Origin of the sequence: Pseudophaeobacter leonis (assembly GCF_002087335.1) — a bacterium.
GTDB lineage: Bacteria > Pseudomonadota > Alphaproteobacteria > Rhodobacterales > Rhodobacteraceae > Pseudophaeobacter > Pseudophaeobacter leonis.
Genome location: NZ_MWVJ01000056.1, coordinates 13,698 through 34,769, shown reverse-complemented (window position 1 = coordinate 34,769; position 21,072 = coordinate 13,698). Strand labels below are relative to the sequence as shown.

At 60.0% G+C, this 21,072-nt stretch carries 13 protein-coding genes and 8 pseudogenes; 17 read left to right on the top strand and 4 right to left on the bottom strand.

The genetic code is table 11. The features are described 5' to 3' along the window. Both B4968_RS13240 and bcoG read right to left on the bottom strand, forming a co-directional pair. On the bottom strand, window positions 1-624 hold a 624-nt coding region (locus B4968_RS13240), incomplete at its 3' end, for a 3-hydroxyacyl-CoA dehydrogenase NAD-binding domain-containing protein (protein WP_241525732.1). Window positions 625-939: 315 nt separating this feature from the next. Next, window positions 940-1,854, bottom strand: coding sequence for a 3-dehydrocarnitine:acetyl-CoA trimethylamine transferase BcoG (gene bcoG / locus B4968_RS13235; RefSeq protein ID WP_083099629.1), 915 nt, complete (start codon window positions 1,852-1,854; stop codon window positions 940-942). Window positions 1,855-1,987: 133 nt separating this feature from the next. Here bcoG and B4968_RS13230 point away from each other — a divergent pair. Beyond that, window positions 1,988-3,027 (top strand): annotated as a pseudogene (locus B4968_RS13230) (GlxA family transcriptional regulator). Window positions 3,028-3,301: 274 nt separating this feature from the next. Here the strand turns inward: B4968_RS13230 and B4968_RS13225 are convergent. Continuing rightward, window positions 3,302-4,345: pseudogene (locus B4968_RS13225) on the bottom strand (aldo/keto reductase). A 183-nt stretch (window positions 4,346-4,528) separates the two neighbouring features. Here B4968_RS13225 and B4968_RS13220 point away from each other — a divergent pair. The 16 genes and pseudogenes from B4968_RS13220 to glpD all read left to right on the top strand — a co-directional run bounded on the left by B4968_RS13220 (window position 4,529) and on the right by glpD (window position 20,410). Beyond that, window positions 4,529-4,945 carry a rhodanese-like domain-containing protein gene (locus B4968_RS13220; RefSeq protein ID WP_083099628.1) on the top strand — a complete coding sequence of 139 codons (417 nt, stop codon included), beginning with the start codon at window positions 4,529-4,531 and terminating at the stop codon, window positions 4,943-4,945. 70 nt (window positions 4,946-5,015) lie between these two features. After that, window positions 5,016-5,418 (top strand): annotated as a pseudogene (locus B4968_RS13215) (rhodanese-like domain-containing protein). 272 nt (window positions 5,419-5,690) lie between these two features. Further along, window positions 5,691-6,302: a YceI family protein gene (locus tag B4968_RS13210; RefSeq protein ID WP_083099625.1), complete on the top strand. Its 612-nt coding sequence runs from the start codon at window positions 5,691-5,693 to the stop codon at window positions 6,300-6,302. 82 nt (window positions 6,303-6,384) lie between these two features. Beyond that, window positions 6,385-7,613, top strand: a pseudogene (locus tag B4968_RS13205) (MFS transporter). 206 nt (window positions 7,614-7,819) lie between these two features. Continuing rightward, complete coding sequence (gene metG / locus B4968_RS13200; protein ID WP_083099634.1) at window positions 7,820-9,538, top strand: methionine--tRNA ligase; 1,719 nt, start codon at window positions 7,820-7,822, stop codon at window positions 9,536-9,538. A gap of 474 nt (window positions 9,539-10,012) precedes the next feature. Then, the gene (hemP, locus tag B4968_RS13195; RefSeq protein WP_083099622.1) at window positions 10,013-10,183 is read left to right on the top strand and encodes a hemin uptake protein HemP; all 171 of its coding nucleotides are present in this window, start codon (window positions 10,013-10,015) and stop codon (window positions 10,181-10,183) included. Beyond that, window positions 10,180-10,659 carry a hypothetical protein gene (locus tag B4968_RS13190; RefSeq protein WP_083099619.1) on the top strand — a complete coding sequence of 160 codons (480 nt, stop codon included), beginning with the start codon at window positions 10,180-10,182 and terminating at the stop codon, window positions 10,657-10,659. Before hemP ends, B4968_RS13190 begins: the two co-directional genes overlap by 4 nt. A gap of 64 nt (window positions 10,660-10,723) precedes the next feature. After that, the gene (locus tag B4968_RS13185; protein ID WP_083099616.1) at window positions 10,724-12,010 is read left to right on the top strand and encodes an imelysin family protein; all 1,287 of its coding nucleotides are present in this window, start codon (window positions 10,724-10,726) and stop codon (window positions 12,008-12,010) included. Window positions 12,011-12,097: 87 nt separating this feature from the next. Beyond that, a complete protein-coding gene (locus B4968_RS13180; protein WP_083099614.1) occupies window positions 12,098-13,111 on the top strand; it encodes a porin in 1,014 nt (337 codons plus the stop codon). Window positions 13,112-13,328: 217 nt separating this feature from the next. Further along, window positions 13,329-13,622, top strand: a complete 294-nt coding sequence (locus tag B4968_RS13175; protein ID WP_083099632.1) for a (2Fe-2S)-binding protein — start codon at window positions 13,329-13,331, stop codon at window positions 13,620-13,622. Continuing rightward, window positions 13,570-14,058 carry a bacterioferritin gene (gene bfr, locus B4968_RS13170; protein WP_083099611.1) on the top strand — a complete coding sequence of 163 codons (489 nt, stop codon included), beginning with the start codon at window positions 13,570-13,572 and terminating at the stop codon, window positions 14,056-14,058. Before B4968_RS13175 ends, bfr begins: the two co-directional genes overlap by 53 nt. A gap of 45 nt (window positions 14,059-14,103) precedes the next feature. Continuing rightward, window positions 14,104-15,592 (top strand): annotated as a pseudogene (locus B4968_RS13165) (di-heme oxidoreductase family protein). A 1-nt stretch (window position 15,593) separates the two neighbouring features. Continuing rightward, window positions 15,594-16,669 (top strand): annotated as a pseudogene (locus B4968_RS24520) (imelysin family protein). Window positions 16,670-16,694: 25 nt separating this feature from the next. Then, a pseudogene (locus B4968_RS13155) lies at window positions 16,695-17,779 on the top strand (DUF1513 domain-containing protein). A gap of 140 nt (window positions 17,780-17,919) precedes the next feature. Next, window positions 17,920-18,705, top strand: a complete 786-nt coding sequence (locus tag B4968_RS13150; RefSeq protein ID WP_083099608.1) for a DeoR/GlpR family DNA-binding transcription regulator — start codon at window positions 17,920-17,922, stop codon at window positions 18,703-18,705. Next, window positions 18,698-20,410 (top strand): glycerol-3-phosphate dehydrogenase, encoded by a 1,713-nt coding sequence (gene glpD, locus B4968_RS13145; protein ID WP_083099606.1) that lies wholly within the window; start codon window positions 18,698-18,700, stop codon window positions 20,408-20,410. The genes B4968_RS13150 and glpD overlap by 8 nt, the downstream gene beginning before the upstream one ends. Window positions 20,411-20,434: 24 nt before the next feature. Here glpD and cobO read toward each other — a convergent pair. Further along, window positions 20,435-21,071, bottom strand: a pseudogene (cobO, locus tag B4968_RS13140) (cob(I)yrinic acid a,c-diamide adenosyltransferase). Window position 21,072 lies beyond the last annotated feature (1 nt).

Genomic DNA, 21,072 nt, shown 5'->3' with positions numbered 1-21,072 from the left:
AGTCGTGGCGATGCCGTCTTTGACCAGCCACAAGGCCTCGCGCCAGACCGCCTCAAGGAAGCGATCCGCCACATGGGCGTCGATCTCTTTTTTCAGATGCAGCGGGTACATGCCAATGCCCGCAAGCACCTCTTTGGCCCGCGTAATCACCTGCTCCGAGTTGGCAGGCGTGGTGACAACCTCGGCCAGCGGCAGCAGGTAAACCGGATTAAACGGGTGTGCCACGACAATTTGCCCCGCATTGCTGCGCCCTTTTTGCAGCTCCGAGGGTTTGTAGCCCGAGGTCGACGAGCCAATCACCGCATCCCCGTCGCAGTGTTTTTGCAACTCTGCATAGACCTTCTGTTTCAGATCCAGCCGCTCTGGCACGCTTTCCTGGATCCAGTCGGCCCCTGCGACGGCCTCGGCAATTGTTGCATGAAAGCTGAGGCTCCCCTCGGGCGGCAGCGCCACATTGCCAAGCCCCGGCAAGGAGCGCCGGGCATTGTCCAGCACTTCGCCAATCTTGCGCGCGGCTTCCGGGTCCGGGTCAAACACCCGCACATCCCAGCCATTCAACAAGAACCGAGCGGCCCCGCCGCCGCCAATAACACCACCACCGATGATTGCTGCTGTCTTCAGGATCTTTCCTCTCGAGATGGCAACTGCTCCGTGCTTCAGCACCGGCAGCGCCCGACCCTCCCCACGGGAGGGCGCTTCACGCCCACCCAGGGTCAGGCGCTGCCCTGGGTTTCGTTCCTGTTCACACCCGGTTATTCACCGGCATCTTCTTTAGCCTTCAGCCAACTCTTCGCAGGTCCAGTTCAAGATATAGCTGGCATCATGCGCCACAGGAGAATGATTTTCCTGCTGCAGTTGACAGGCGGCTACCAGCGAAATGAAGGGCAAGACGCGTAAAGCCGCCCTTTCATTTCACGACTGATTCATTTCAACACTGGTTCATTTCAACACTGGCGCGCGTTTGGTCAGGCCAAGCTGCGCACGCACCTCGGCCGGTCCCATCAGCTTGCCGCCCATGTTTTCAATGATGGTGCCCGCGCGTTCTACCAGCTGATAGTTCTCGGCCAAAACACCTTTGTCGAGCCAGAGGTTATCCTCAAGCCCCACACGCACATTGCCGCCCGCAAGAATGGCTGCGGCCACATAGGCCATCTGATCGCGGCCCAGAGAAAATGCCGACCAGTTCCAGCTCTCGGGCACATTGTTGACCATCGCCATGAATGTATTCAGATCATTTGGCGCGCCCCAGGGCACCCCCATGCAGAGCTGCACCAGAGCCGGGCTTTGCAAGATGCCCTCTTTTTCCAGCTCTTTGGCAAACCAAAGGTGACCAGTGTCAAAGGCCTCAATCTCGGGCTTTACGCCCAGATCCGCCATCATCTGCCCCATGGCCCGCAGCATGCCCGGCGTGTTGGTCATGACATAGTCTGCTTCGGCAAAGTTCATGGTGCCGCAGTCCAGCGTGCAGATTTCGGGCAGGCATTCCGCAATATGCGCCATGCGGGCCGTGGCCCCGATCATATCGGTTGCGGCCGCGTTCACTGGCAGCGGCCGCAACATCGCCAAACACCATATGCCGCCCATACCCGCCGTGAGGTTCAGCACCACATCGGTGTCGCTGTCACGAATGCGGTCGGTGACTTCGCGGTACAGCCCCAGATCGCGTGAGGGCGTGCCTGTTTCGGGATCACGCACATGGCAGTGCACCACAGCTGCGCCGGCCTTGGCCGCGGCAATGGCACTTTCGGCGATGGCTTGCGGCGAACGCGGCACATGCGGGCTGCGATCCTGGCTGCTGCCAGAGCCGGTCACGGCACAGGTAATAAAGACGTTTTTGTTCATATTCAGAGGCATTTTGGTTTTCCTCGCAATGTACAGGGTTGTGCCTAGAGTTATCCCCAGGCTCTTCCCCAGATTCCTGTTTGCTTCAAATGCCACTGTGCCTCAGCCTTTGGGCAGACAGTTTACAACATACGAATCGAAGTTGATGAAATCCGCAAAAAACATCCTGCAGCCCGAACATCGCCCGCTGAAAACAGCGGTGCTGGTGCTTGATGAATGCAACACGCTCTCTTTTGCGGCCGCCGTCGATCCGATGCGCGCCGCCAACCGGCTCGCCGGGCGCTGCGCCTTTGACTGGGACTATGTCAGCGCCACCGAGGAGCATCCAATGCTGACCAGCGGCCTCTCTGTGCCCGGCACTCCCCTGGCCCGGCTTGAAGGCTGTGATCTGCTGGTGGTTGTGGCGGGCTTTTAGCTGGCGCGCCAGGCCACGCCCAGTTTGTTAGCAGGGCTGCGCCGGATCGCGGCCAGCGGGGCCACAATTGCCGGTATCGACGGGGGTCCCTGGCTGATGGCCGAGGCAGGCCTGCTTGAGGGTCACCCCGCCACCACCCACTGGGAGGATCTGGAGAATTTTGCCAGCCGTTTCCCCGATGTCGACTGCCGCAATGACCGCTTTACCGTCTCTGAACGCCCGCATGACCTCTGGTGGGGCGACCCCGGCGATCGAGATGATGCTGCATATCATCAGCAGCCGCCATGGTGCCGGCTTTGCCGCCCGTGTCGCCGGTCTGTTCCTTTATGATGGCCCTGCCGCACCAACCCGGCCGCAAAGCCGCCTGGGAGGCCACAAGCACAACGCCCTGACGGCCAAGGCCAATGCCCTGATGGAGGCGGCGCTGGACGAGCCGCTGACGCTGAGCAAGATTGCAGACCGGCTGGCCACAAGCCCACGCAGCCTGCAGCAACAGTTTCGCCTGCGGCTCAATACCACGCCGCAGGATCACTACCTGCACCTGCGCCTGGCCGAGGCCCGCCGTCTGGTCTGTGATACAGATCTGTCTTTGATGGAGGTGGCTTTGGCGACGGGCTTTACCTCGCCGTCCAGCTTTGCCCGGGCCTTCCGCGTCGCCCCATGGCACCTCCGCGCGGGAACTGCGCCAAACCCGGAACAGGCCGGAACAGGCCAATTTTGGCACGTCAAATCAATCCCGCCCCGAAACGCCCCGCCCGACCACACACTGATCGGCTGCCGCGCAGCGACCGGGTCAAGGCCGCCAGGCGGCCCAGCGCAGCGGGATCTCCCCGTGACGTGGATCATCTGGTGAGAACAAGCTTATGAGGGTCACTGAGTGAGGCGCAGGTCTGCCCCTCAGTGGTATTTCAGTGGCGCGTCAGTGGCCTCTCAGTGGCGTCTCAGCAATCTCTTCCTTTTGCGCCGCGCAAAGCGCGGCGCCGGGCCCAACTGCAAAGAGGCATGTACATGCATCTGACGCAGGCGGGAGAGCCTGCTTTTGGCTCAATAGGGCATCGGATGGGCCCGATGGGCCTGGTCTATCTCGCCCAACACCTCCGGCGTCAGCTCAATCTCAACCGATTTCAGCGCCAGCTCCAGCTGCACCTGCGTCGTCGCGCCAAAGATGGCCGAGGCCATAAAGGGCCGGGTACGGCACCAGGCCAGCGCCATATGCACCGGGTCCAGCCCGTGACGCTGCGCAATGTCGAGATAGGCCTGCACCGCATCATAGACCCGTGGCGAATGCCGCCCGCCCAGCTCTGGCACGATGGATTTGCGCGACCCCTCGGGCACGACACCCTGCTGATACTTGCCCGTAAGCAACCCAGTTCCCAGCGGTGAGAACGCCAAGAGCCCAACCTCTTCGTTGACGCTCAACTCCGCAAGGTCGGTGTCATACATACGGCAGATAAGCGAATACTCATTCTGGATCGAGGCCACGCGCGGCCCCAGCCCCTCTTCGGCCAGCCGCAGCCATTGTGCGGTGCCCCAGGCGCTTTCGTTGCTCAGACCAAAGGCGCGGATATTGCCCTTGTCGACCTGCTGCTGCAGCGCGCCCAGGCAGTCGCGCATATTGTCGAGGGTCTCTTCGCGGTTCTGAGCGGACGGATCAAAGTTCCAGTTCTTGCGAAACATATAGCTGCCGCGGTTGGGCCAGTGAAACTGATAGAGGTCGATATAGTCGGTTTGCAAACGCTTGAGCGAGCCCTCAATGGTTGCCGCAATGGTTTTGGAAGAAAGCGGCGCACCATCGCGCACCGCAGCCAGACCCTCGCCGGAGTGTTTGGTGGCCAAAATCTAGTCGCCCCGCCGCCCGGTCTTTTTATGCCAGCTGCCAAGGATCTCTTCACTGCGGCCGGTGGTTTCCGCCCGCACCGGGTTGACCGGATACATCTCAGCGGTGTCGATGAAATTCACCCCGGCCGCCAGCGCGGTGTCGATCTGTGTATGCGCGTCCTGTTCCGGAGTCTGGGTGCCATAGGTCATCGTACCCAGGCAGAGTTCTGAGACGACCATCCCGGTGGTTCCAAGTGGGTTCATTTTCATCGCGCGTTCATCCAATGTCCAAAATCATGGCCAGCTTATGCGACTGAAGAGCCAATTCAAGCAGATACCTCCGGGCCCTCTATGTTAACAACCTTTATGTTAACTATCTTTTAAATTGGTCGTATTCCGAACGCGCATACAGTGGTATACAAAGATATACCGAGACACAAATGGAGACGAGCAATGAACGTTATTTCACCTAAACGCCTTAGCCAGATCCTGTCCGAAGCAGAGGCTGTGATCACTCAAATCTCAGTGACAGACGCACGCAACCTTCTGGACGATCCTGACACTTTGTTTGTTGATCTGCGCGACGTCCGCGAGATTGAACGTCTCGGTGGCATCCAGGGTGCGCATTGCTGCGCACGTGGGCTGCTTGAATTCGCACTGGACCCCGAGAGCCCCTATTTCCGGGAGGTGTTCACACAATACAAAAATTACATCTTCTACTGTGACAACGGGCTGCGCTCCACCCTTGCGGCGAAACTGGCCATGCAGTTCGGCCTGCAGAACGTGCTCTGCCTCTCTGGTGGGCTTGAAGCTTGGCTTGAGGCCGGACGTCGGCTCGAACCCCTGCGCTGGGCCGCCAGCGAAGAATAAGCCTTCCCTTGTAGAGCCCGCCGAAATGGATCACCCTTGCAGCGACCTGTAGGAACTGGAGGGCGCCGTATTGGCACAAAACATCACCAAGGGCGTCAGGGCCCCTGTTGGCGGAGGCAAATGCCTCCGTCACCACTATGTCGATCTCTGAGGCCAAGGAAAAGGCGCAAGACCCCGCCTATGTCTTTGTTGATCTGCGCGACATTCGCGAGCTTCAGCGCACGGGCCTCATTCCCGGCGCCTTCTCCTGCCCACGCGGCATGCTGGAGTTCTGGATCGACCCCGACAGCCCCTATCACAAACCCGTCTTCAACCAGGACAAGACCTATGTCTTTTACTGCGCCAGCGCCTGGCGGTCTGCTCTCAGCGCCAAAATCGCCATGGAGATGGGGCTGGCACCGGTGATGCATCTCGAAGGCGGCTTCACGGCCTGGGAAAAAGAGGGCGGGCCCACCGTGCCGCGCACCAGTTAGCACAGCGCCTTGCGGCAGTTAGTACTGTGCTGCGGACCAGTGATCTCTCCACCGTGTCGGGAAAACACATCCCCCAACCGCTTGCCCCCTCCCCTGCAACGTCCCGCTTCGCATCGGGGCGTTGCCGTTCGATCTGACGCAGCAATGATGCCACTCCGGATCAAACACCCAGAGTGAGCGCAAGCCCGCTGCGCCGGGTCCAGATATCTGCTAGAGGTGGGTCGCGACCGGAGTGGGATCACCGCAAAAGCGTATATCAGCGGGGATATGTCATGCTATCACGACGCCAGTTTCTTCTGGGGCTCACTGGCTTCACCGGTATCACCGGGCTTGCCACAACGCCCGCCGCCCTCTGGGCCGCAAACACGGGCTACGCCCTGGATCTGGACGCCACAAAAGTCGGGTTTGAGTTCTGCATCAATGGCCTTTGGCAAACCGGCAGCATGCCCATTGCCAGCTCATCCATCGACCTCAACCCAAACCGGCTGGAGGCCACCAAGGTCTCGGTCACGCTGAATGCGGGCGCGGCCAAAACCGGGTTTATCCTCGCCACCCGTGCCATGACCGGGCCTGAGGTGCTGGATGTCGCCCGCTTTCCCACCATCAGCTTTACCTCACGCAGAATCCTTCTGGGGCCACAGGGGCGTCTGTCGGGAGGCGCGCAGATCACCGGCGATCTCACCTTGCGCGGCGTGACACGGCCGATCACTCTGGAGGCCGAGCTCTATCGCCCCACTGGCAGCGCTCCCGAGGATCTCAGCCAACTGGACTTCAACCTGAGCGGCAGTCTCAGCCGGGCAGCCTTTGGCGCCTCCGGCTTTCCCGGCCTGGTCAAAGACACCGTGCGGCTGACTATTCGCGCCAGCATCCGGCAAGTGGAATAAAGCACGCAAAATCAGCTGGATGCGACATTTCTGTCGAAAAACAGCTTGCTATGCGCCGCCACAGCAGTGTTGATGCCTCATAATGCGTATGATCTTATCCTTTGCCGCACTCTTTCTTTCTGTAGTGCTTTTGCAATTCGCAACCGGAGGCGTGGGCCCTCTGGATGCGCTCTCCGGGTTTGCCCTGGGCTTTGACAAAGAACAGATCGGCCTGTTGGGCTCGGCGCATTTTCTGGGCTTTTTTATCGGCTGCTGGTGGGCGCCGCGCCTGCTGGGCACCATTGGGCATTCGCGCACCTTTGCGGTCTGTACTGCTCTTGGGGCGATGGGGTTGATTGGCACACGCTGACCAATGATCCCTACGCATGGGCGGCCATGCGCATAGCCTCGGGTGTTTGCGTGGCCGGCAGCTATACGGTGATTGAGGCCTGGCTCAACGCCAAGGTCACCAACGAGACCCGTGGCCGTGCCATGGGCACCTATCGGCTGGTGGATATGGGCGGCTCCCTCGGGGCGCAATTGTTCATCGCCGTGCTGCCGCCTGCCTATTACGTCTCGTATAACCTGCTGGCGCTGATCTGCTGCGCAGCCCTGCTGCCGCTCACCCTGACCCGCGCCAGTTAGCCCCAGACGCCGGGCGCGCCACGCCTGCGCCCAGGCCTGGCCTGGCGTTGCTCCCCCCTGGCGGTGGCAGGGGTGATTGTCGCAGCACTCAGCTCAGCCTCGTTCCGCATGGTCGGGCCGATCTACGGACAGGAGGTCGGGCTGGAGATTGACCAGATCGCCTTTTTCCTGGCCTCCTTTGTATTGGGCGGCGCACTGGCGCAGTATCCGATGGGCTGGCTGGCAGATAAATACGACCGGCGCTGGGTGTGGATATGGCTGTCGGTGGCAGCGGTTGCCAGCAGCATAATCACCATGGCCGCCAGCCAGAGCGGCACCCTAGGCGTCATGCTGGCCGCTGGCCTGTTTGGGCTGACGACTTTTCCGATATTTTCAGTATCATCCGCACATGCCAATGATTTTGCCACGTCTGAACAACGGGTTGAGCTGTCGGCGGCGCTGCTGTTCTTCTTTGCACTGGGGGCCATTGCTGCCCCCTATCTGGCCTCCAGCCTGATCGACAGCTTTGGTCCACCCGCCCTGTTTGCCCTGATTGCCTTTGGACATCTTGTGCTCATTGTCTTTGGCCTCACGCGGATGCAGGCGCGCCCGGCGCCCGATTTGGAGGAGTGGACCCGCTATGTCTATGCGCCGCGCACCTCCTTTACCATTGGCCGGTTGCTGAAACGCACCCGCGAACGCAAATAGCCGCGCTCAGCCTCCCGCTCAGGACACGAGATGTGAAAACTCAGCAGAGGTCCACATGCAACGCTCTGGCACAAACCAACACAGCGCCTGAACAACAAGTCAAAGCGATGCCGAACACCAAAAATGTCAAGAAGATCCCGCCCGGGGTTTTCGCCGCGCGCCGCATGGGGTAGACGGGCTTTTGACGCTTTATCTGGGTGGATGGCATGGCACGCATACTGATTACTTCGGCGATTCCCTATATCAATGGAATCAAACATCTGGGCAATTTGGTGGGCAGTCAGCTGCCAGCCGATCTCTATGCCCGCTACCAGCGCGCCATCGGCAACGAGGTTCTGTTCCTCTGCGCCACCGACGAGCACGGCACCCCGGCCGAGCTGGCCGCCGCCAAGGCCAATAAGCCTGTCGACGAATTCTGCGCCGAAATGCACGAGGTGCAAGCCAAAATCGCCAAAGGCTTTTCTCTCAGCTTTGACCACTTTGGCCGCTCCTCCAGCCCGCAGAACCATGCGCTGACCCAGCATTTTGCCGGAAAACTCGCCGAGGCCGGCTTGATCCGCGAAGTTGAAGACCGCCAGATCTATTCCAACGCCGATGGCCGCTTTCTGCCGGACCGCTATGTTGAAGGCACCTGCCCCAACTGTGGCTTTGAAAAAGCCCGCGGCGACCAGTGCGAAGAATGCACCAAACAGCTGGATCCGACCGATCTGATCAACCCCCGCTCAGCTATCTCGGGCTCTACCGACCTCGAAGTGCGCGCCACCAAGCACCTGTTCCTGTGCCAGTCACAGATGAAAGATCAGCTGGAAGCCTGGATCGACAGCAAGGCGGACTGGCCGATCCTCACCACCTCGATCGCCAAAAAGTGGCTGAATGACGGAGACGGCTTGCAGGATCGCGGCATCACCCGGGATCTCGACTGGGGCATTCCGGTCAAAAAGGGCACCGAGGATTGGCCCGGCATGGAAGGCAAGGTCTTCTACGTCTGGTTCGACGCCCCCATTGAATATATCGCAGCCGCCGGTGAATGGGCTGAGGCCAATGGCAAAACCGATGCCGACTGGCAGCGCTGGTGGCGCACCGACATGGGCGCCGACGACGTCAAATACGTCCAGTTCATGGGCAAAGACAACGTGCCCTTCCACACCCTGTCCTTTCCCGCCACCATCCTGGGCTCGGGCGAACCCTGGAAGATGGTCGATCACCTGAAGAGCTTTAACTATCTGAACTATGACGGTGGCCAGTTCTCGACCAGCCAGGGACGCGGCATCTTCATGGATCAGGCGCTTGAGATCCTGCCCGCCGACTACTGGCGCTGGTGGCTGCTGAGCCATGCTCCCGAGAGTTCCGATGCAGAATTCACCTGGGAGAATTTCCAGCAATCGGTGAACAAGGATCTGGCTGATGTGCTGGGTAACTTTGTCAGCCGTGTGACCAAGTTCTGCCGCTCCAAATATGGCGAAGAGGTGCCAACGACCGGCGCCTATGGCCCACAAGAAGAGGTGCTGATTGCCGAGCTCACCACCCGCATCCGGGCCTATGAGCAGCATATGGAAAACATGGAAGTGCGCAAATCCGCTCAGGAATTGCGCGCGATCTGGGTGGCCGGCAATGAATATCTGCAGGCGGCCGCGCCCTGGTCTCTCTTCAAGACAGACCCGGATCAGGCCGGCGCCCAGATCCGCATGGGGCTCAATCTGATCCGCCTCTATGCTGTGCTGAGCGCTCCGTTTATTCCCAATGCCTGCGACACCCTGATGGAGGCCATGGACTGCGACGACCGCAGCTGGCCCAGCGACGTCAACGCAGCCCTCACGGCTCTGCCTGGCGGCCATGGCTTTGGCGTCCCCGACGTGCTTTTCCCCAAAATCACCGACGAGCAGCGCGAAGACTGGCAAGCCAGATTCGCCGGCACCCGCGACTAAATCCGCAACAGGCGCCATGCGCGCCAAACCGGAGCGCCCCGCGGCGCTCCAAACCCGGCAAAGCCCGCCCCTCTTGAGGCGGGCTTTTCCTTTTGGCTGAGCGCACCCAGCTCACATCCCTGTCGTAGCCGCCGCCATAGCCAACGCCATTTGCCCCCCGCGTTTTTAATCGGGGTATTGAGAATTAATCTTTTTCTGACAAAAACACTCGGAATGGGTTTCCTGATGAAAATAATCAGGTATAAAGATCTCAGCCAACCTGACTCGACAGGCCAGCCCGCAAACCTCTTCAGAAACAGAAATCGCCACCATGTCGAACGGAACACCACAGCATAGCCCGGCGCGCCCTCGTCCTGAACTTCAGGTCAGACGCGAAGAGCTTTGGGCATCGGTCTTTGCCCCCAGCGGGTCTCTGTCCGGCTTTTGTCTGGAATGGCTTCTAGACAAGGCGGAATTCAACAATGGGCGACCTTCATGAACCAGATGACATCCGCGCCGGTGGCGACCACCGCAACAACCGAAGTCTTTCCAACCTACCACGCTGAGGATCTCACCCGTGGAGGCATCCAGGCCCGCATTCTGCTGAACGGCCAGATCTATAGCCTGCGCATCACGCGTGCCGGAAAACTCATTCTGACCAAATGAGCAAGCCCCACTTCCCCGCACGTGGCGGCGCTGCCGTCGGCCTGCTCACGGACCTGCCCCCGCTCGAAGCCGGGGCGGTGCGCTACTTCCGCTATTGGTTCAGCGGCTCCGAAGCCCGCGCCGACCTGCGCCAGGCCTTCAGCGGCACCCTTGCGCCGGATCTGGCCGATAGCGCCTTTGACTGCTTTGGCCAGCTTTGTGATTTCTGCGTCACCCATGGCCGCCGCCCTCTGGTGCGCCACGGCATGACCTGTTCCTGCCTTGGTCCGGATGAGAACTGTTTTGCAAATCTCGTGGCCGCTGCCACGCAGGGCGAAGCCGCAGATGCCGAACTCCTCGCCTCGCTGATTGTCACGCCGCAAAAGGCCCAGACCCTGAGCACTCTTGCCGCGCAGACCGGTCTGTTTTTGCAGCAAATGACCAAAGGCCTGCCGCAGCGCCGCAGCTACCGCTCCGGCTCCGTCACACTCCACTAAACGACCCACCAAACCCTTCACTCACCACTCATCAAACCCAGCTACTCTATCGAGGACTTCACAGATGAAATCTCTGTTTCTTACCGGCACCGCCCTGGCAGGCCTTGCGCTTGGCGCCACTTCTGCTTTGGCTGCAGGGTCCGCGTCTGTCCCAGGCAAGGCCGAAGTATTGACCAACTATGCCAATATCGCTGAGGCCAAATATCAAGACAGCCTGGCCACAGCCAAGACCCTGCAGGCCGCCGTTGCTGCCCTGATTGCGACCCCCTCAGCCGAGGCTCTGACTGCGGCGCGCCAGGCCTGGCTTGCGGCCCGTGTTCCCTATCAGCAGTCCGAAGTGTTCCGCTTTGGTAATGCCGTGGTCGACGACTGGGAAGGCAAGGTAAATGCCTGGCCGCTGGATGAAGGTCTGATCGACTATGTCGATACATCTTATGGCGGCCCCAGCGATGAAAACGCTCTGGCCGCGTTGAACGTCATCGCCAATCCTACATTCGAGCTGTCTGGCAAGACCATCGACACCAGCGCGATCACCCCGGAGCTGCTGTCAGACACGCTGCACGAAGCTGACGGCGTTGAGGCCAATGTTGCCACCGGCTACCATGCCATCGAATTCCTACTCGGGGGCCAGGACCTGAACGGCACCGACCATGGCGCCGGCACCCGCGCCTGGACCGACTATGCGGCTGGCGATCTGTGCACCAACACCAATTGCGGCCGTCGTGGCGCCTACCTGCAGGCCGCCACCGACCTCCTGGTTTCGGATCTGGAATGGATGGCCGCGCAATGGGGCGAAACCGGCCAAGGCCGTACCACCCTGCTGAGCAACGAGAGCGCCGGCATCTCGGCTATGCTGACAGGCATGGGCTCGCTGTCTTACGGCGAGCAGGCCGGTGAGCGTATGCGCCTTGGCTTGATGCTGAACGATCCCGAAGAAGAGCATGACTGCTTTTCGGACAACACCCACAACAGCCATTACTATGATGGCCTCGGTGTTCAGAACGTCTATCTGGGAGAATATGTCCGCATAAACGGTGCGCTGATCTCAGGGGCTTCATTGTCGGATCTGGTCACTGCTGCCGACCCCGCTCTGGACACCGAGATGCGCCTTAAGCTTGCGATGACCATGCAGGCGCTTGGTCGCATCAAATCCACTGCCGAGGCCGGGTTTTCCTATGACCAGATGCTGGAACAGGGCAATGCCGCAGGCGAAGCTCTGGTGATGGGCGGCGTCAATGGCCTGGTTGATCAGACGCAATCCATAGAACGTGTTGTAAAACTGCTCAATCTGGATGGTTTGGAATTTGAAGGCTCCGACAGCCTTGACAATCCTTCGGCAGTCTTCGAATAAGAGATCGCTACGTAATAACATTACAGAATCAGGGAGGCCTGACTGGACTCCGCAGCCAGGCCTCCTCACCAAAAAAGAAGAAGTCCTATGACATTCAAAACAACTACGGCGCTGGCCCTCAGCGCCCCCGTCTTCCTGTGGGCAAATGCCGCCCTGGCCGAGGGTTTCTCCTGGGAAGGTGAAATCGAAATTGGCAACGAGCAGGTTGTCTCTTCGGATGTGGCCGGCAATGAAATCCGCGACACCTATGCCATCATCACAGCCACCGGCACCTATACCTTTGGCAACGGCGTTGAGATTTTCTCGACCCTGACAGCCGAAAGCGTCACCGACGCTACCGCCGACCGCACCTTTGAGGATATGGGCCTCTACGTGGAAGAGCTCGGTTTCAGCTTTGGCATCGGAGAGGCAACCACCGTCAGCCTGGGTAAATTGCATCCCGTCTTTGGCACCGCCTGGGACGATACGGCGGGCTTCTTTGGCGGCACCCTCGCCGAAGACTACGAGCTGGCGGAACAGATTGCTGTGCTGGCCGATGTTGAGCTGCAAGGCGCAGGCACGCTCTCCTTTGGCGTCTTTTACGCCGATGACACCAGCCTCAGCCGGTCCTGGGGCGAAGATCGCGGCCGCAATGACGCCAGCGCAGGTGGTGCCGGCAACACCGGTGAATTCGACAACTTCGCGATCCAATGGGCGCATGAAGTTGAGGGAACCCGCTTTCATATTGGTGCGCGCCATCTGAGCGCCAGCGCAGGTGATGTCGACGACGAGCAGGGCTTTGTTGTTGGCGCCGGTCACTCGTTTGAGGGTGGTCTTGATATCTTTGCTGAGCTGGCGTCCTTTTCCAACTTTGGCGGCAGCGTAGACGATGCCACCTTTGCAACCCTGAACGCGGCCTATGCCATTGGCAGTCTGACCCTGTCGGGCACTCTGGCACAGCGTGATCTGGACAGCTCCGGCAAGACAGACCTCTACTCGGTTGCTGCGGAATATGAGCTGCAGAACGGCATGACACTGGGCGGCGCCCTGGCGTTTCAGGACGACAGTGGAGTCGAAGACACCATCCTTGGCCTCAACCTGATCATCCCCCTGGGGGGCTAAACACAAGCTTGCCTCGCCAGGTATTCGTTCCCTCGGACCTGATGAGGCAAGTCGGTGTAAACCGGAAAGGGCCGCAGTTTCTGCGGTCCCTTTTTTGTGTCGAATTTCCTTACCCGATAAAAACAATCGGAATTTCCAACTTGAATCCCTATTGTTTTTGTCAGATATTAAAGGCGTCAGCCTTGCCGCGACACGAAACACTCCGGGGACCACGCGTATGATCATATGTCACTGCACCCAGATCACCGACCATGACGTCCATGCGGCTATTGACTGGATGCGCACGTCGGACCCTGACACCATTATAACCCCAGGCAAGATCTACCATGCGCTTGGCAAAGCTGCCGATTGCGGCGGCTGTATGCCACTTCTTCTCGACACCATGCGTTCCAATGATAAGATGAGAGTTCCGGCGCAGTTGCAAAACCTGCGTCGCAGAGCAACTCAGGAGAGCACCTATGAAGGGCGACCCCAAAGTAATCGAATATCTCAACAAAGCGCTGCGCCATGAGCTGACCGCCGTCAGCCAGTATTGGCTCCACTATCGTCTGCAGGACGACTGGGGGCTGGGCAGCATGGCGAAAAAGAGCCGCGAAGAAAGCATCGAAGAGATGGAGCACGCGGACAGCCTGATCGAACGCATCCTGTTTCTCGGCGGCCACCCCAATTTGCAAAAGCTGGACCCGCTGCGCATTGGTCAGACGCCAAAAGAAACGCTGGAATGTGACCTGGCAGCCGAAGAGAGCGCCCGGGCGCTCGACAAAGAAGCCCGCGATGTCTGTAACGACGCTGGCGACTACGTGACCATGAAACTGTTTGAAACCCTCATGGCGGACGAAGAAGGTCATATTGACTTCCTCGAAACACAACTTGAACTGCACGACCGGATTGGCGCCGAAAACTATGCACAACTCAACGCCACCAAAATGGAGGCGGTTGAAGAGTAAATTCCTGCTGGCTGCCGTTTGGCGGCAGCCAATCCCGCCTCTGCGCTGGATCTCTCTGGCCTGGAACTCTCTGTTTTTGAGCTTGACGATCCGCACCTGAACACCCTCCCCCGCACCCCCGAGGAAAGCGCCCGCATTGGCGTGGTCATCGCCCCTGCTGTCGATTTCACAACCCCCGAGCCCTTTGAGCAAAACCCCGCAGGCAGCGCCACCACGCGGGCGCGCCATGATGATGAGGCTTTCTCGCAGCACGCGGCCAACCTGTCATTTGAACAAGAGGCTGGAATTCAAGCTCGGCAATGGGTTGTTAAAAAAGATCTGGGTGTTTTCACCCGCCTCCACGCTGGCCTCTGACGGGCTGGGGCCGCTTTATAATGCGCGCTCCTGTCAGCGTTGCCACATCAAAGATGGCCGTGGCGTGGTGCCTGAGGATCCCGACTATCGCGCCGCGTCGATGTTTCTGCGCATTTCCATCCCTGCAGATCCGCCAGATGATCTGCAGGCTGTCAGCGACTATATAGGCACAGCGCCGGATCCCCTCTATGGCAGCCAGCTGCAGGATTTCTCGCGGCCCGGAGTGCCTGCGGAATACCGGCTGCAGATCAGCTATACGGAACGTGCCATCGCTCTGGCAGGCGATGAGGTCGCGACCCTGCGCGTTCCGACATATCAGGCAGGCGCCTTAGGCTATGGCCCGCTGCACGCGCAGGCCATGCTGTCACCACGGCTGGCACCTGCGATGATTGGCCTAGGGTTTCTCGAGGCGATTTCGGCCGCAGATATCCTCGCCAATGTCGATGAGACTGACCAAAACGCCGATGGCATCTCAGGGCGCGCCAACCTGACCTGGTCACGCGAATTCAATCAAATCATGCTGGGTCGCTTTGGCCTCAAGGCCGGAATGCCCACCCTGCACCAACAATCAGCCGCCGCCTTTTCCGGCGATATAGGCATCTCAACGCCGCTGTTTCCCGCCGCAGCCGGCGACTGCACCCCGCAGCAAAGCGCCTGCCGTAACAGCCCTCATGGCGATGGCGATCTGCGCGGCACCGAAATTGATCAGGCCAATATGGATCTGGTGACCTTCTATGCCCGCAACCTCGCGGTGCCTGCCCGGCGTGACATCGCCAGCCCCGAGGTGCTGCGCGGCAAAGAGCTGTTCTACACCAGTGGCTGCACCAGCTGCCACACGCCCAAATTTGTCACCCAGCGCCTATCGGACCGCCCCGAGAACAGCTTTCAGCTGATCTGGCCCTATAGCGATCTGTTGCTGCACGACATGGGAGAGGGTCTGGCCGATAACCGCCCCGAGGGGCGCGCCACCGGCCGCGAATGGCGCCCCCCGCCGCTGTGGGGCCTTGGCCTGACCAAACAGGTCAACCCCAACGCCAGCTATCTGCACGACGGCCGTGCCCGGACGCTGCTGGAAGCCGTGCTCTGGCATGGCGGTGAGGCTGAAGCTTCACGTGATCGCGTAATCTCCCTCCCACCCACTGATCGTGCCGCCCTCCTTCGTTTTCTAGAGAGCCTTTGACATGAAACACAGCGTCAAACATAGTGTCAGGCATAGCGTCAGGCATACAGCCCTGGGCCTTGTGGCCACCGCCTGCCTGCCAGTCTTCCTGCCAGTCTTCCTGACAGTCTGCCTCACAGCCACCGCCCTGCGCGCTGACATGGTGGATGAGATTATTGATGACCAGATCCTGCCCGGCATGAGGGCCCTGGCCGAGATGAGCCAGGATCTCGCCCATACCAGCCAGTCTGCCTGTCACGCAGGGGATGAACGGCTTCAAAACGCCTTTGGCGCTGCCTTTGATGCCTGGATCAAGGTCAGCCACCTGCGGTTTGGCCCCACCGAGGCAGAAAATCGCGCCTTTGCCCTGTCCTTTTGGCCTGACAGTCGCGGCAAGATCCCCAAAACGCTGGGCGCAGTTCTGCGTAGGCAAGACATTACCGCCCTGGCCGCCGAGGAATTTGCCAAAACCTCCATCGCCGGGCGCGGGTTTTACGCGCTGGAATACCTGCTCTATGACCCGGCCCTAAACAGCCAGCCCGACACGGGTTTTAGCTGTCAGCTGGTGCAGGCGCTCAGCCAGGACATTGCCAGTACTGCTGCTGCCATCAATCGCGACTGGAATGACAGCTACGCCGACCAGATGCGCCACGCCTCGGGGCGATATGCGGACAGGTCGGAGGTAAAACAAGAGCTCTACAAGTCGCTCAATACAGGGTTGCAGATGCTGGCCGATATGCGCCTGGGACGCCCCCTTGGCAGTTTGGCGCCCCCCGCCCGAAACGCGCCGAGGCCTGGCGCTCAGCGCGTAGCCAGCACCACATCGTGCTGGCGCTGCAGTCCCTGCATCCTCTGGCCACAGCGCTGGCGGATGCCGACCAGGTTTTGACTGAGCGGATCGACGCGGCTTTTCTAAAACCCATCAGCCGCGCGCAGCGTCTGGATGATCCCCGCCTCGAAGGGGTCTCAGACCCCTCCAGCCGGTTTCGCATTGAGGCCCTGCAACAAGAGATCAACGATCTGCGCCTGCTGATCGAGCACGAGCTCGGCGCCGCGCTGGGGGTGCTGGCCGGGTTCAACTCTCTGGACGGCGACTAGAGAGCCAAAAGACAAAGGACAGCACATGACCACGCGACGCGGATTTTTGGCCGGGCTTCTGGCGGCGGGCCTGACGCCAGGCCCAAGCTGGGCCGACCTTGGCCGCCCTGCCTTTCTTTCTGCTGCAAAGACACCTGATGGCAGCTACCTGCTGGCCGGGCTCTCTACCAAAGGAGCTGTGCTTTTTAGCTGTCCGCTGCCAGATCGTGGCCATGCCGCCGCCGCCCATCCGCAGCGCCCCGAGGCCGTGGCCTTTGCCCGGCGGCCCGGGCGATTTGCCGATGTGATCAATTGCCGGACCGGCGCGCGTCTGGCCCGGCTGCAGCCGCCACCGGGGCATCACTTTTACGGGCACGGGGTTTTCACCCCGATGGCACGCGACTGTTCACCACAGAGAACGACTATGAAAACGGCCGCGGCATTGTGGGCGTATGGGACGCAGAAAAGGACTATAGGCGGCTCACCAGCTTTCGCTCTGGCGGTATCGGCCCGCATGACATGCTGCTGCGGCAACACCGGGGTAAAATGCAGCTTGCCATCGCCAATGGCGGCATCGAGACCCACCCGGACAGTGGCCGTGCCAAGCTGAACCTGCCCCAGATGCGTCCCAATCTCAGCCTGCTGTCGCTCGACGGGCAGCTACAGGACAAGGTAGAGCTGCCGGCCGATCTGCACCTGAATTCGATCCGCCATCTTGCCCAGGCCCAGGATGGCAGCCTCGGCTTTGCCATGCAGTGGCAGGGTGATCTTGGCGACGACGTTCCAATTGTGGGCCTTTATCGCCCAGGCGCGGCGCCCCAACTGCTGGCCGAGGACGACCCGCGGCGGCGCAATCTGCAGGGCTATGGCGGCTCGCTCGCCTTTAGCGCCGATGGCAGCCTGATAGCCGTCACCTCGCCGCGCGGCGGCGTTGTTCAGGTGATGGAGACCGCAAGTGGCCAGATGCTACGCGAGTACCAGTTGCGCGATGTTTGCGGTCTGATCACAGCGCCAAACGGCTTTATTGCCAGCAGCGGTGACGGCAAGCTGTTTGCCCTTGAAGGGCCCAAAGTAACGGCGTTGAGCCATCACAACCTGGCCTGGGACAACCACCTCATCCGTCTCAGCTAAACCAGCATTGTGCAAAGAGCAGCTCAACTGGCGTGGCTTCGGCTGCGCCTTTTCTTTTGCGCAGTTACGAAAGCATAACGAAAATGAAACGTGACTCATTTTTGAAAATACGCTAGGAAGCAGCCTCAAAAGGAAAACCCATGGACGCCACGACTCGCCACAGCCAAATTCTGGAACTGCTCAACACCCAGGATCGGGTGGATGTAGAGGGCCTGTCGCAGCAATTTGGCGTCTCGCTTCAAACCATTCGCACGGACCTGCGCGACCTCTCGGCGCGTGGTGCGCTGTCGCGGGTCCATGGCGGCGCGGTGCGCGTCAGTTCTGCTGCCAATCGCGCCCATGCGGACCGGCGCAAACAAAACGCGGCCGCAAAGCAGGCCATGGCAACCGTGCTGGCAGATCTTATCCCCGACCATTGCTCGCTGGCGCTGAATATCGGCACCTCCACCGAACAGGCGGCCCGTGCGCTCGCAAACCATCGCGGCCTGACGGTTCTTTCTAATAACATCAATATTATCAATCTGATGATCGGTGGAGACACAAAGGATCTGATCCTTGTCGGCGGCACTGTGCGGCAAAGCGACGGCGCCATCATTGGCGAAGACGCCGTAGAGTTCATCTCACGCTACAAGGTAGACTATGCCATCATTGGCGCCTCGGCCCTGGATGAAGATGGCGCTGTTTTGGACCATGACCCCAGCGAAGTCTCGGTGGCACGGGCTATCCTGAAAAACGCCCGCAACAAAATTCTTCTGTGTGACAGCAGCAAGTTCAGCCTCTCCGCGCCGGTCCGGATCTGCGGCCTCTCTGATCTGGATGTGGTGATCACAGACCACAGCCCACCTGAAAAATTCCGCGAGGCTGCGCGCGTCGCAGGCTGCCGCATCCTCTGCACTGAACAAAACGAAAGTCGCGAAAATGACTAATCCAAAGATCACCGATCTCTTTATCATTGGCGGCGGCATCAATGGCTGCGGCATCGCCCGCGACGCCGCCGGACGCGGCCTCTCTGTGACCCTGGCCGAAATGAACGATCTGGCCTCGGCGACCTCCTCTGCCTCCACCAAATTGTTCCATGGCGGTCTGCGCTATCTGGAGTATTTTGAGTTCCGCCTGGTGCGTGAGGCGCTGATCGAGCGCGAGGTTCTGTTGCGCGCCATGCCGCATATCTCCTGGCCAATGCGCTTTGTTCTGCCCTTTCACAAGGACATGCGGTTTGACAATGACACCCCCACCTCAAAGCTGCTGACCACCTTTATGCCCTGGATGAAGGGGCGCCGCCCGGCCTGGCTGATCCGACTGGGGCTGTTTTTATATGACTCCCTGGGCAAGCGCGGCATCCTGCCGGGCACAAGCTCGATTGATCTGACGGTGGACCCGGCCGGCAAGCCTCTGAAATCAAAATTCAAAAAGGCGTTTGAATACTCTGATTGCTGGGTCGAGGACGCCCGCCTTGTTGTACTAAATGCCCGTGACGCACAGGCCCGTGGCGCCACCATCATGACCCGCACCGAGGTGCTGAGTGCCGCGCGCAAGGCCGATCACTGGGTGGTCACGGTGAAAGATCACGCCAGCGGCGAGACCCGTGAGCATCGCGCCAAAATGCTGGTCAATGCAGGCGGCCCCTGGGTTGCGGATCTGCTGCAACAAAAGCTGGGGCAAAACAGCCGCGAGACCGTGCGTCTGGTGCGCGGCAGCCATATCGTGGTGCCGAAACTGTTTGACCACGGACGCTGTTATTTCTTTCAGGGTGAGGATGGCCGCATCATTTTTGCCATCCCCTATGAAGAGGACTTCACCCTGATCGGCACCACAGACGCGGACCACCCCAATCCGGACATTTCGCCCGAATGCACCCCAGAAGAACAGGCGTACCTTGTTGATTTTGCGTCACAATACTTCGAGAACCCACTAAGCCAGGATGACATTGTCTGGACCTATTCCGGGGTGCGGCCGCTCTATGATGATGGCGCCAGCTCGGCCACGGCAGCCACCCGCGAATATGTTTTGACGCTGGATCAGGCGCAGGCGCCATTGCTCAATGTCTTTGGCGGCAAGATCACCACCTACCGCAAACTGGCCGAGGCCGCCCTGACCAAGATAGGCGAGGCTCTGCCGGGGCTTTCAGGCAACTGGACCGCAGGCGTGGCGATGCCCGGTGGGGATTTCCCGGTGACGGATGTCGCCAAGCTGACAGCAAAACTGGCGGCTGAGTATCCCTTCCTCAGCCCCTATGCCACACGCCGCCTGATCCGCGCCTATGGGCTGGAAGCCTGGGAGGTGCTGGGCGACGCCCAGTCCAGCGCGGACCTCGGCGCGGATTTTGGTGCCACGATCACCGAACAAGAGCTGAACTGGGCCATCGCCCATGAGTGGGTGCGCAGCGGCGAAGATTTTCTGTGGCGGCGCAGCAAACTGGGCCTGCGTTTGGATGACCCCCAGCGCGCGGCCGTAAATGACTATGTGATCGCAAATGTCCCGCGCCCAATCCGCCTGATACGCCGTCAACCAGACGCGCTGTTAGCAGGATACCAGGGGCGCGCGCCTGACCTGTTGGTGGCGCGCCTGCTCTGTAACTGGCACGCCAGATCTGTAGGTAGCGCGCCTGGCCTTTTTAAATGGCCTGTTTAAAATGGCCTGCTTAAATAGACCTGTTTAAAATTCCACACCTTTTTGCGCCTTCACACCGGCGCGGAACGGGTGCTTGATTTGCCCCATCTCGGTCACAAGATCAGCGATTTCGATCAGCTCTTCCTTGGCGTTACGCCCGGTCAGAACCACATGGGTCATCGCAGGCTTTTCCTCCACCAAAAATTCAAGCACCTCATCCAGATCAAGATAATCATTAGCGCAGCGCGATATTGATCTCGTCGAGCAGCACCATGGTGTTGCGCTCGTCGCGGATCATCTCTTTGGCCTTTTCCCAGCCCTTTTGTGCTGCGGCAATATCGCGCGCCTTGTCCTGGGTCTCCCAGGTAAACCCCTCGCCCATCGCGTAAAACTGGCACAGATCGCTAAAGTTCTCTTCGATCAGCGTGCGCTCGCCGGTCTGCCAGGCGCCCTTGATGAACTGCACCACGGCTGAGGGCATTTTATGCGCGATGCAGCGCATGATCATGCCGAATCCCGAGCTGGATTTGCCCTTGCCGGGGCCTGTGTGCACGATGATCAGGCCCTTTTCGCCGTCTTTGGTTTTCATCATGCGATCACGGGCGGCTTTTTTCTTCGCCATCTTGGAGGCGTGACGTGCCGCTTCCTCTTCTGAAACGCCGGTTTCGGACTTATCGCTCACT

Excerpts from the sequence above, each read along its gene's own strand:
- B4968_RS13185 (WP_083099616.1), top strand. The coding sequence starts at position 10,724 with ATGAAATCTCTGTTTCTTACCGGCACCGCCCTGGCAGGCCTTGCGCTT.
- B4968_RS13220 (WP_083099628.1), top strand. The coding sequence starts at position 4,529 with ATGAACGTTATTTCACCTAAACGCCTTAGCCAGATCCTGTCCGAAGCA.
- B4968_RS13175 (WP_083099632.1), top strand. The coding sequence starts at position 13,329 with ATGATCATATGTCACTGCACCCAGATCACCGACCATGACGTCCATGCG.
- B4968_RS13190 (WP_083099619.1), top strand. The coding sequence starts at position 10,180 with ATGAGCAAGCCCCACTTCCCCGCACGTGGCGGCGCTGCCGTCGGCCTG.
- bfr (WP_083099611.1), top strand. The coding sequence starts at position 13,570 with ATGAAGGGCGACCCCAAAGTAATCGAATATCTCAACAAAGCGCTGCGC.
- bcoG (WP_083099629.1), bottom strand. The coding sequence starts at position 1,854 with ATGCCTCTGAATATGAACAAAAACGTCTTTATTACCTGTGCCGTGACC.
- B4968_RS13180 (WP_083099614.1), top strand. The coding sequence starts at position 12,098 with ATGACATTCAAAACAACTACGGCGCTGGCCCTCAGCGCCCCCGTCTTC.
- hemP (WP_083099622.1), top strand. The coding sequence starts at position 10,013 with ATGAACCAGATGACATCCGCGCCGGTGGCGACCACCGCAACAACCGAA.
- B4968_RS13210 (WP_083099625.1), top strand. The coding sequence starts at position 5,691 with ATGCTATCACGACGCCAGTTTCTTCTGGGGCTCACTGGCTTCACCGGT.
- B4968_RS13150 (WP_083099608.1), top strand. The coding sequence starts at position 17,920 with ATGGACGCCACGACTCGCCACAGCCAAATTCTGGAACTGCTCAACACC.
- metG (WP_083099634.1), top strand. The coding sequence starts at position 7,820 with ATGGCACGCATACTGATTACTTCGGCGATTCCCTATATCAATGGAATC.
- glpD (WP_083099606.1), top strand. The coding sequence starts at position 18,698 with ATGACTAATCCAAAGATCACCGATCTCTTTATCATTGGCGGCGGCATC.